The sequence below is a fragment of the Nocardia sp. NPDC059177 genome (assembly GCF_042755165.1).
Lineage (GTDB): Bacteria > Actinomycetota > Actinomycetes > Mycobacteriales > Mycobacteriaceae > Nocardia.
In genome coordinates, this window is sequence record NZ_JBHZBX010000005.1 from 300,403 (window position 1) to 310,976 (window position 10,574).

Sequence of the window (10,574 nt, forward strand, 5' to 3'; positions counted from 1 at the left end):
TCACACGCCCAGGAATTCCCGGATGTTGCCGCTGACGATCTTGGCGGCGTTGTCCGGACCGACCGCGGTCACCACGGCCTGCAGCGATTCCTCGGAGTAGCCGAAGGTGCTCTCGTTGTGCGGGTAGTCCGAGGACCACATGACCCGGTCGACGCCGATGTGGTCGACCAGGGCGAGCCCGAGCGGGTCGACCATGAACGAAGCCCGCATGTGGTTGTCCCAGTAGTGGCGGATCTCGTGGTCGAGGGGGCGATCCAGCATGTGCTGGAACGAGGCATGCAGGTGTTCGGCGTCCTGCAGGGCGGCGGGCACCCAGTTGATGCCGCCCTCGAACCAGCCGATGCTCAGTCCGGGGTGGCGGTCGATGATGCCGCTGAAGATGTACTTGGAGAACAGTTCCCGGAACGGGGCGACATTGTGCATCATGCCGACCGCGACACTGTTGACCTCGCACGGGCTCGACAGCGGGGACTCGCCGATGTGGTGGGAGACCGGAACGCCGGACTCCTCGATCGCGTCCCACACCGGGATCATCGCGGTGCTGCCGTAGTCGATGACCTTGCCCTCGTCGTCCTTGCCCGCCGACAGCGGCAGCAGGAAGGTCTTGAGGTCCAGGGACTTCAGCTCGTCCAGGGTCCGCCGCGCGCCCTCGCCGTCCCACCAGTTGATCAGGCCGACGCCGTAGAAGGCGCCGTTCGACGACTCCTGGAGTTCGGCGATGTAGGCGTTGTAGATCCGGAAGCAGCGTTCGCGAATGTCCTTGTCCGGGTAGAACAGCAGCGCCAGCAGGGCGTTGGGGAACGCGAGTTCCCTGGCGATGCCGTCGGCGCGCAGATCGGCGCCGCGGGCCTCGAGGTTCGCGCTGCCCGAACCCTCCAGGGGGTCGTACTGCATGAGTACGTGGCTGAAATCGCCGGGCAGGAACGACTTGCCCTTGCGGCCGATCTGGTAGGCGCCGTCCTCGTACCAGATCCGGGGCGCCTTGTCCTTGAACTCCTCGGGCAGCCGCTCGAAGAAGATGTCGTGCGCCAGCGAGATGTGGTTGTCGGCGGAGAAGACCTCCGTGCCCGCGGGCAGTCCGAGCGTGCCGGCCGCCTTGCCGCGCCGGTCCTTCGGTGGGCCGAATCCACCGGGTGGGTACAGCGGGGCGCTACTACTGGGAACCGGCATCCTGCCCTCCAATGTGGTTCTCCGAATGCGGAAATAACGTTATCACAGGTGGAGAGCGCGAAGACCAGCACTTTTCGGATGACCGCGATTCCGGCCACCCGGCAGCGCAAGAACGCTATTCTCGTCAGTGGCCCGGATCGGGGCGAGGTGAGACCCTTGTCACATCGGGCAAACCAACCTACTGTGTGTTCACTAGGTTTTGTCGAACAGGGTGCCGCGCATGACTTCTCCCCGTCCTTACGCCTCGCTACTAGCCAAGGGAGAGGATCGCCGCCAGCGCATCGTGACCGTCGCGCAGCGTCTGCTCACCCGCAACGGCTGGCGCAATACGAGTCTGGCGATGATCGCGCGGGAGGCCGGGGTAAGCCCGGCGGGGTTGCTGCACCACTTCACGTCGAAGAACCAGCTGCTGCATGCGGTGCTCGATGCCCGCGATGCCGACGACCTGCAGCAGGCCGACCTGCGCGGGGACCTGATCGCCGAGATCGAGAAGGTCGCCGAGCGTATCCAGCGCTCACCCGAACTGGTCGGCACCTTCGCGGTCCTGCTCGTGGAGAACCTCCAGCCCGAGGCTCCCTTGCACGACCGGATGCTCGACAGATGGAACCTGGCCGTCGGCATCGTTACGGCGCTCATCCGCCACAACCAGGAAATCGGCCGCTACCGTGCCGATTTCGATCCCGGGATCCGGGCGGTGGAGATCGTCGCTTTCATCAATGGAATGGAGATCTCATGGCTGCTCGATCATTCGATTCCTCTGACCGAGGTGTTCGCCGAGTACACGAGGTCGCTGACACGCGACTTCGCCCCGGACCCTCCGCGATGAGGTATCGCCTCGACGTCGTGGCGACCAGTGTGGTCGATGTCGTCGAGCATGCCGGGGGCTGGCTGTTCGACCGTGCCGTCGCGGGCTGGGATGTGTCGGTGCTCGTCGCGGAGATCTCCGACGCGCGACCGCTGCGCATCCTCGGCGCCGAGCTGGTCGACCTGCACCAGGTGCTCTCCGCGCACGGACAGGGCCGCAAGCCGCACGCGCTGGCGATCGCCGGCGATGTCTGCTGTCGCGACTCCCGCGCGCACCGCGGCGTGGTCTCGGCGCTGCGCGACGGGGGAGTGGAAGTCGTTGTCTGGGGCGATGATTGGTCGTCTCCACCCGAACATCGGGTCGACCCGGTGGTGCACCGGCTCAGTGTGGCCGCGCGGGCGTTCAAGGCCCAGGCGCTGACCGCGGCCCGGCTGCCCGCCGAATCCGTCGGCACCACCGAGGTCTTCCGCAGCGGGGTGTCGATGTTCCCGCCCATCGGAGCGGATCTGAGTCCGGTCGGCTGAACCGCTGTGCCGCCGTTCGCGCCCCGGGGAGCCGGGGGCGGACGGCGGCGGAGTCGTCAGATGCCGATGTAGACGGCTTTGGTGTTGAAGTAGGCTTCGATGCCCTTGCGGCCGCGTTCGCCGCCCCAGCCGGACTGCTTCTGGCCGCAGATCGGCATCGAGGGATCGGCGGCGAGCGAGGAGTTCACCCAGATCTGGCCCGCGCGCAGCTCGTTGACGACGCGATGGGCGCGGCCCAGGTTCTCGGTCCAGATCGAGCCCGCCAGACCGTATTCGGTGTCGTTGGCGGCCGCGATTGCCTCCTCCTCGTCGTCGAAGGGGATCACCGAACCGACCGGGCCGAAGATCTCCTCGCGGATCAGGCGCATGTCGGGGGTGGTGCCGGTGACGATCGTGGCCTCGTAGAAGTAGCCGCGGCGGTCCATCGGCTTGCCGCCGCACACCACCTGCGCGCCCGCCGCGACACCGTCGTCGACGATCCCTGCGACGCGGCGGCGTTGCTTCTCGCTGATCAGCGGGCCGAGTACCGAGTTGGGATCGTCGCTGCCGCCCATCGGCAGCATCGCGGCGAAGGCGGCCAGGCCCTCCACTACCCGGTCGTAGATGCCGCGCTGGACGTAGATGCGTGAGGTGCACGAACAGTTCTGCCCGGAGCCGGCGAGCAAGCCCATGCCCGCGCCCATGATCGCCTTGTCCAGATTCGCGTCGTCGAACATGATCAGCGGCGACTTGCCGCCGAGTTCGAGGGTCAGTCGCTTGAGATTGCCCGCGGCCGCCTGCACGATCAGGCGCCCGACCTCGGTCGATCCGGTGAACGAGATCTTGTCCACGTCCGGGTGCGCGGTGAGCGCGGCACCGGTGGTCTCGCCGTACCCGGTGACGACGTTGAGTACGCCATCGGGCAGTCCCGCCTCGCGGAAGATCTCCTCGAGTTTCAGCGCGCTGAGCGGGGTCTCCTCGGCGGGCTTGAGTACCGCGCTGCACCCGGCGGCGAGCGCGGGCGCGACCTTGAGCATCGCCACGAAGAACGGCCCGTTCCACGGCACGATGAGGCCGACCACGCCGACCGGCTCGAGCTGGGTGAAGGTGTGGAAGCTCTCGAACTCGCCCAGCAGCCCGTCGGAGACCAGACTGCTCGACTCGCCGTGGATCTTGCCGACCCAGCCGGCGTAGTACATGAGCATGTCGTAGGCCACGGCGATGATGTGGCGCGCGGCCACGGCGTTCATGCCGTTGTCGCGCGCCTCGATGGCGGCCAGCTCGTCGGTGCGTTCGCGCACGATCGCCGCGGCCCGGAACAGCACCTGCGCGCGATGGGTGGCCGGCTGCTTGCGCCAGACACCCGACTCGAACGTCTCCCGGGCCCGCGCCACCGCCTCGTCGACAGCCCGCTGGTCGGAGTCGGCGACCTCGGCGATCTGTTCCTCGGTGGACGGGTCGAAGACGGGAATCGTGCCCGTACCGATGGTGTTTGTCACTGGTCTCATCCTTTCGCCGGCCACTCCGGCGCGGAGAAGCGCGGTGTTGTCGAGGCGCGCGGCCACGGATAGACCCGAGAATATCACTCTCGTAAATCGGTAGTCATGATATCGGACGGCGAGAACATAGCTGATTACAGTAGGTGTCGCCTGCCGTAGGTGGCGAACTCCGCCGCGAGTTCCCGCTTGTCGTCGGCGGTCATGCGGCGGTACTGCGGCCGCCCCCGGCCCGCCCAGCGATGCACCGTTTCCTCGGTGCGCCAGCCCTGCTCCTGGAGTTCGCGTTTGAGCACCTTGTTCGACCCCGTCACCGGAAGATTCGCCGACACCCGCAGGAACCGTGGGGTGCCCTTGCTGCCGAGATCGTTCTGGGTGCACAGGAATTCGGTGAACTCCGCGATGTCGAAACCCGCCGGATCGGCGACCTCGACCGCGGCCATCACCTGATCACCCGAGCGCGGGTCCGGGATGCCGAACACCGCGGCGGCGATGACCGCGGGATGGCGGCGCAGCACCTGCTCGATCACCAGCGCCGAGGTGTTCTCCCCGTCGACCCGGATCCAATCACCCTTGCGCCCGGCGAAATACAGGAATCCAGCGGTGTCGACGTAGCCGAGATCGCCGGTCCAGTACCAGCCGTTGCGGATCCGGTCGGCGTCGGCGACCTCGTTCTTGTAGTAGCCCTCGAAGGCGAGCACGCCCGCCTTGTCGATCATCTCGCCGATGGCCTCGTCGGGATTGCGGACCCGGCCGTACTCGTCGAGTTCGGCGCGCACGCACTCCTCGAGAGTGTCCGGATTCACCACCGCCACACCGGGATGCGCCGGCCTGCCGAGCGCGGCCGGTGGCGCGGCGGGATCCAGCGCGGCCAGGCTCGGGCCCTCGCTGGAGCCGTAGCCTTCGAACAGCTGCGCGGCGAAGCGGCGGCGGAACTCGTCCTGATCGGCCACCGACGCCTCGGTACCGAACCCGCGCACGAGGGTGTTCTCCGCGTCGGTCGCGGTCTCGGGTGTGGCGAGCAGGTAGCCCAGCGCCTTGCCGACATAGGTGAAGAAGGTCGCGCCGAAGTACCGCACATCCGGAAGGAATTGCGAGGCAGAGAATTTCGGCGTCAGGCAGACCGTCGCACCGACCGACAGCGCGGGCGCCCACAGCGCCATGATGGCATTGCCGTGGAACAGCGGCATACAGCAGTAGTCCACGTCCTCACGCACATGGCCGAACTTGCCCGCCGCCGCGTGCGCGACCACCACGAGCCGGCGCTGGGTGCAACGCACCGCCTTCGACGTGCCGGTGGTGCCGGAGGTGAACAGCAGCAGCAACAGCTCCTCCGGTCCGCCCACCGCCACCGGTGCCACGCGATGGGCGTCGACGCGGGCGGCGTAGCCGGGATCGTCGATCAGCAGGAACCGGTCCTCCGACAGCCCGTGGTCCAGGGTGCGCAGCCGGGCCATGCCCGCGGCGTCGGTGACGATCAGCTGACAGTCGACATAGCGGATGTCGGTGGCCAGCTGGGCATCGCCGCGAGTCGGGTTCAGCCCGGCCACGGTCGCGCCCGCCAGGGCCGCCGCCCCCAGCCAGAACACGTAATCGGGCACATTGTCCAGCAGGACACCGAGATGGAACGGGCCGTCGCGGCGCAGCGCGCGCGCCAGTTCCGCGCGGGCGGCCGACTCGTGCACGACGGCGTCCCAGGTCCAGTCGGCCTCGCGGGTGCGCAGGCCCAGGTGCTGGTCGCCGAGCCGGTCGAGCAGCAGGGTGGCGATACTTTCGGTCATGTCCCCATCGTCTTCCTGGTCCGGATCCGGTCGCGTTCAGGCGCCCGGATGCACGAGGTCGATGTACTCGCGCGGCAATTCCTCGAAGGTCAGTTTGCGGATCTCGGACGGGCCGGAATGGTAAGAATCCTCGCCCTGGATCCGGCCTTCCGCGTCGACCGGCCACAGCAGCAGCTGCCGGAACACGATCAGGTAGTCGGCAGCCGGGTCGTCGACCGGGATACCGACCTCGGCGGCGTAGGAGCCCGGGTAGATCTGCTTGAGGAATCCCTCGGTCACCACGCAGTGGTCGTCGACGACCAGGCGGTCCAGCTCGTATTCGAGGATATTGCTGCGGCTGGCGACGAAATCGGCGTAGTAGGTGTGCACGCCGTCGCGCCCCTTCGGGCCGACATCCTTGCCCGCGTTCCAGAAGTGGTAGGCCGGTTCGGGCACCAGGGTGCGCATCAGCCCGTCGAGATCAGGTGCCGCCTCGGCCTTCATGTGCTCGATGACGATGCCAAGCACAGTGCGGTGCCGTTCGTTCGTGGTGACGGCCAGACGCTGCTCGAGCGGCGCCCAGGTGTTGGTCGGATCGATGACCGCCATGGGTGGAACTCCTTCTCGTTCACCGGATCTCCCGGATCGCACCAGCTGGTGCCCGTCGATCATCACCGAACGGAGTGACCCAGATCACCCGACAGCCGTCGCCGGATGATGCCCCGGCACCCGACGAGTGTCGGCTCATCCGGCCCGCTCGGTGTCGGCGGACAGTTCGGCCGAGGACAGCGCGATCCGGCGCATCATCAGCGACAGGGTGGCCATGAACCGGTCCAGCGCCTCGCTCATCTGCCAGCCCATCACCGCCTCGACCTGGCCGATGCGCGCCGCGACCGTGCTGTGGTGCAGGTGCAGTTCCTCGGCGGTGCGCCGCAGCGAGCCGAACACGCAGAACGCCTCCAGGGTGTCCACGGCCAGTGCGCCCGCCTCGGTCGATGCGAAATCGTTGAGCCGCACCACATCCGGTGCGCCGAGCAGGCGTTCCAGCGGCAGTTCGCCGAGCAGTGCCAACGCGCCGAGCCGTTCGAAGGCGACCACCCGGCGGCCGTGCCAGGTCGACGACGCGAAGCGCAGCGCCCGCCGCGCCTGCTCCCAGGAGGTGGCCGCCGCCAGCGCGGGCAGCTGCTCACCCATCCCGACCCACGGACCCTCCGCGGGCCGGCGAGCAGCCGGAAACGCCTGCACGACAGCGGTATCGAGCACATCCGACAGCTCCCGGCACGAGCCACAATCCTGCACCAGCACCGCGGTGGTCGTGCCGAGCACGGTCGAACGGACCAGCGCGACCCGCTCGGCGATGATCCGCACCGCCGCCGCCGTCCCCGGCCCCGAGACCGCCAGCAGGCAGATCGGCCGCGCCGGATCGACACCGAGCAGGCGCAGCGCGCGCACCCGATCCGCGCGCCGCTGTTCCTCCGACAGCACCACCTCGAGCAGCGCCGGATCGGCCAGCCCGGTCGGCCCGGCCGCGCCCCGGCGCGCGGTGACCCGCAGGCAGTGCCGCAACCGCGCCACCAGCACCTCGTCGAACGCACGCACGGTGCCCGCCCGCTCCAGCCACACCTGCGGATCGGACCCGAAGGCCGCCGCCGGTGGCGGGGCGGCGGCGAGCAGGCGACCCGCGGCGTCGTAGCGGATGACGGTGCCCGACGGCCACCGGGCGCCGGCCGGGCATTCGGCCAGGGCCGCGGCCGCGCGCAGCACCGTATCGGCATTGGCGTCGGATTCGGCGAGGTCGTCGAAGTACTCGACGACCCGCAGCAGGTCGGTGGCGATGTCGCCCATTCGGCACCTCCTGTGGCGGACCCGGCGACCGCGGTGGCCGGAGTATGCCGGTCCCGTGCCGATGCCCGGCCGCAGCTTCCCACTGAGTGGTACGGCGACCGCGATCCGTGAGGAGCGCATGCCTGCCGGGCCGCGCAGCAACTAGGATGACGACCGCGCATTGCCGGCGATTCCTCGATGGTTCGACAGGATCACTGCGCCTCGGCGCAAACACCGCTGTCGCCGAACCCGATTCGATCCGGAAGGGCGACGATGATGTCGACCGCACGCCAGCGCCGCAAACGGTTCTACCAGGCACTACCCGAGACAATGGTCGGCCGGGCCGCCAGCGGCGATGTGCTCAGGGCACGGCCGATGACAGCCCGGATCGCCCCCGGTCTCGCGATCGGAGCCCACGCGCACCGCGTGCTGTACCGCTCGACCGACCACGCCGGAAACCCGATCACCGTCTCGGGCACGATCCTGATCCCGCGCGACACCGCCGGGCCGATACCGCTGATCGGCTTCGCGCCCGGCACCCAGGGAATGGCGCGCTCGGCGGCGGTGTCCTCGCTGCTCGAACAGGGTCTGGAATACGAGGGTGGGTTCATCGCCGCCGCGCTGAGCCGTGGCTGGGCGGTCGCCGTCACCGACTATCCCGGCCTCGGCACCGACGGCACCCACCCCTATGTGATCGGCCCGACCAACGCGCGCGCCCTGCTCGACATCATGCGTGCCGGCCGCCACCTGCTCGGCAGCGAAGGCGTCCAGGTCGAGCGGTACGGCATCTACGGCTACTCCGAAGGCGGCAACACCGCCGCCTGGGCCGCGCAGATCCAGGCCTCCTACGCACCCGACCTGCCCCTGGTCGGTGTGGCCGTCGGCGCGCCGCCCGCCGACCTCCCGGAAATGGGCAAGAGCCTCGATCGCACCGCGCTGGTCTTCCTGCTCATGTACGCCGCCATGGGCCTGGACGCCAGCTTCGACGACCTGCACCTGCACCGCTACCTCAACCCCCTCGGCCGGCTGGCCCTGTCCGTCCTGCCGCACGTGCACCCCGTCCCGCTGTTCGCCCTCGGCCTGCTGCTCCCCAAATCCCGCACCAGCTACGTCACCACCGACCCCTTCGAGGATCCGGCCTGGATCGCCCGCATGCGCGAGGTCAGCCTCGGCTACCTCCCGCCCACCGCGCCGGTCCTCATCGGCCACGGCCGTCGCGACCGCCTCGTCCCCTTCGACCAGACCGAACTGCTCACCCGCCGCTGGAAAGACCTCGGCGCCGACCTCACCGAATACCACCTCCGCTTCGCCGGCCACGTCACCGCCGCCCCGCAATTCGCCCACATCGCCTTCGGCTACCTCTCCGACCGCTTCGCCGCCGCCCGCGCCACCGACGAGGTCATCGCCTCCTGACCTGTCCGCGTGCGAGCCCACCGCCTCGGGAGACATGTGACTCCGGCAGAGTAGTGCGCATGCGTTTGCCGGTCGCGGATTCTTTCACTGTCGCCACATTCAATGTGAACGGCATCCGTGCGGCGCGCAGGCGCGGGTTCGATCAGTGGCTGCGTGCGCGGTCGGCCGATGTGATCGCGGTGCAGGAACTGCGTTGTCCCGCAGCTGAAGTGGGGACATTCCCGGGCTACTCGGCAGCGGTGGACGTCGGTTCCGTGGCCGGGCGCAATGGTGTGGCCGTGTTGACCAGAGTCCCCGCCGCGGCCGTGCGGACCTGGGTCACCCATCCGCCCAAGGCACGCGGTCTGGGCGAGTTCGCCGCGCAGGGACGCTACATCGAGGTCGATCTGGCCGACAGACCCGTGACGGTCGCCAGCCTCTACCTCCCCAAAGGCGGACTGCCCGCGCACCTGCAACGCCCGGGATCGATGCGCGAACAGCCCGACGGCGGGATCAAGTACGAACGCAAGCACCGGTTCCTCGCCGCATTCGCCCGTGAACTGCACCGCAACCGGCTCGCGGCACTGGGCGCCGGTCGCGAGTTCCTCCTCGCCGGAGACCTGAACATCGCCCACACCCAGCACGACGTGACCAACTGGCGCGCCGCCCGCACGATGGACGGCTTCCTGCCCGCGGACCGCGACTGGTTCACCTCGATTCTCGGCACCCGCCGCCTCGTCGACGTGGTCCGCCGAACCCACGGCGACCGACCGGGCCCCCTCACCTGGTGGAGCTGGGCGGGCCAATCCTTCGTCAAGGACGTCGGCTGGCGAGTAGACCACCAACTCGCAACCCCCGGCCTCGCCCGCCTCGCCACCTCCACTGTCGTAGACAAGGAACAATCACCCGACGAGCGGCTCTCCGACCATGCGCCACTGACGGTGACCTACGCTGCGATGCCCTTGTCGCCCGGTGCGCCCACGGAGGGCCGCGCGCAATCCAGCGCGGACCGGCCAGTCGAGCCGGGGGATCGTTGTCCCGGGTTGGTGCCCTCGGCGGGGCACATCGAAGTAGATGGGAACGCGTGTGACCTGGGGATTTGCTCCGGTCAGCTGGTGATAAGAGCTGATTTCGCCCTTGGGTGAGGGAGGGACGTGGCGCGGCGGCCTGCATGTGCGGGGTCGTAGGGTAGGTGGCAGTTGGACGAGTTGGGGATCCGCTCGTCCGTCGTATCCGTCCGTGGTAGACGTGCAGCGCTGGAAAGGGAGCGTTCGGCCGGTGTCGCGTTTCGTGACAGTTGGGTCGTTCAACCCGCCGCGTCCGACCAGCTTGGGCGTCACGAGTGGTGACAGATACGGTGGTCAACTACCTCGCGCCACGGCGGCCTCGATTTGCCTACGGCGGGAGCTGTTCGAGATCGTGGTACAGCTTGTCCACCACGAGGTCGCCCGGGCGTCCTATCGGATACTCGACGATCCGGTTTCGTTTGCCGAAGGTTTCGTGCACCGAGTAATGAAGATATGGGCGAATTCGTAGATGCGACGGGCAAGCGCTGGGACGTGAAGAGCTCTCCTGACAGTCAGCCATCGTACCGGCCAAATGCTGGTCAGGAGATCAGCAACCC

General features: G+C 68.5%; 8 protein-coding genes and 1 pseudogene. 4 read left to right on the top strand and 5 right to left on the bottom strand.

Features of this window, described 5'->3' with window-relative positions:
* Window positions 1–1,170 (bottom strand): amidohydrolase family protein, encoded by a 1,170-nt coding sequence (locus ACFXK0_RS09325; RefSeq protein ID WP_379409507.1) that lies wholly within the window; start codon window positions 1,168–1,170, stop codon window positions 1–3.
* A gap of 220 nt (window positions 1,171–1,390) precedes the next feature.
* On the opposite strand from ACFXK0_RS09325, the gene ACFXK0_RS09330 reads away from it, so the two are divergent.
* Both ACFXK0_RS09330 and ACFXK0_RS09335 read left to right on the top strand, forming a co-directional pair.
* Window positions 1,391–1,996, top strand: coding sequence for a TetR/AcrR family transcriptional regulator (locus tag ACFXK0_RS09330; RefSeq protein ID WP_379409508.1), 606 nt, complete (start codon window positions 1,391–1,393; stop codon window positions 1,994–1,996).
* Window positions 1,993–2,499, top strand: a complete 507-nt coding sequence (locus ACFXK0_RS09335) for a hypothetical protein (RefSeq protein WP_379409509.1) — start codon at window positions 1,993–1,995, stop codon at window positions 2,497–2,499. The genes ACFXK0_RS09330 and ACFXK0_RS09335 overlap by 4 nt, the downstream gene beginning before the upstream one ends.
* Window positions 2,500–2,555: 56 nt before the next feature.
* On the opposite strand, the gene ACFXK0_RS09340 is transcribed toward ACFXK0_RS09335, so the two are convergent.
* The 4 genes from ACFXK0_RS09340 to ACFXK0_RS09355 all read right to left on the bottom strand — a co-directional run bounded on the left by ACFXK0_RS09340 (window position 2,556) and on the right by ACFXK0_RS09355 (window position 7,579).
* On the bottom strand, window positions 2,556–3,977 hold the full coding sequence (locus ACFXK0_RS09340; protein ID WP_379409510.1) for an aldehyde dehydrogenase family protein: 1,422 nt from the start codon (window positions 3,975–3,977) through the stop codon (window positions 2,556–2,558).
* A gap of 134 nt (window positions 3,978–4,111) precedes the next feature.
* A complete protein-coding gene (locus ACFXK0_RS09345) occupies window positions 4,112–5,755 on the bottom strand; it encodes an AMP-binding protein (protein ID WP_379409511.1) in 1,644 nt (547 codons plus the stop codon).
* Window positions 5,756–5,791: 36 nt separating this feature from the next.
* Window positions 5,792–6,343, bottom strand: coding sequence for a nuclear transport factor 2 family protein (locus ACFXK0_RS09350; RefSeq protein WP_379409512.1), 552 nt, complete (start codon window positions 6,341–6,343; stop codon window positions 5,792–5,794).
* A 135-nt stretch (window positions 6,344–6,478) separates the two neighbouring features.
* Window positions 6,479–7,579, bottom strand: a complete 1,101-nt coding sequence (locus ACFXK0_RS09355) for a PucR family transcriptional regulator (protein WP_379409513.1) — start codon at window positions 7,577–7,579, stop codon at window positions 6,479–6,481.
* 252 nt (window positions 7,580–7,831) lie between these two features.
* Here ACFXK0_RS09355 and ACFXK0_RS09360 point away from each other — a divergent pair, with 252 nt between their 5' ends.
* Window positions 7,832–8,971, top strand: coding sequence for a lipase family protein (locus ACFXK0_RS09360; RefSeq protein ID WP_379409514.1), 1,140 nt, complete (start codon window positions 7,832–7,834; stop codon window positions 8,969–8,971).
* Window positions 8,972–9,030: 59 nt separating this feature from the next.
* Window positions 9,031–9,900 (top strand): annotated as a pseudogene (locus tag ACFXK0_RS09365) (exodeoxyribonuclease III); the annotation flags it as partial.
* Window positions 9,901–10,574 lie beyond the last annotated feature (674 nt).

What these genes read in the sequence shown, in the direction of transcription:
- ACFXK0_RS09325 (WP_379409507.1), bottom strand. Translation starts at nt 1,170, where the DNA reads ATGCCGGTTCCCAGTAGTAGCGCCCCGCTGTACCCACCCGGTGGATTC.
- ACFXK0_RS09330 (WP_379409508.1), top strand. Translation starts at nt 1,391, where the DNA reads ATGACTTCTCCCCGTCCTTACGCCTCGCTACTAGCCAAGGGAGAGGAT.
- ACFXK0_RS09335 (WP_379409509.1), top strand. Translation starts at nt 1,993, where the DNA reads ATGAGGTATCGCCTCGACGTCGTGGCGACCAGTGTGGTCGATGTCGTC.
- ACFXK0_RS09345 (WP_379409511.1), bottom strand. Translation starts at nt 5,755, where the DNA reads ATGACCGAAAGTATCGCCACCCTGCTGCTCGACCGGCTCGGCGACCAG.
- ACFXK0_RS09350 (WP_379409512.1), bottom strand. Translation starts at nt 6,343, where the DNA reads ATGGCGGTCATCGATCCGACCAACACCTGGGCGCCGCTCGAGCAGCGT.
- ACFXK0_RS09355 (WP_379409513.1), bottom strand. Translation starts at nt 7,579, where the DNA reads ATGGGCGACATCGCCACCGACCTGCTGCGGGTCGTCGAGTACTTCGAC.
- ACFXK0_RS09360 (WP_379409514.1), top strand. Translation starts at nt 7,832, where the DNA reads ATGATGTCGACCGCACGCCAGCGCCGCAAACGGTTCTACCAGGCACTA.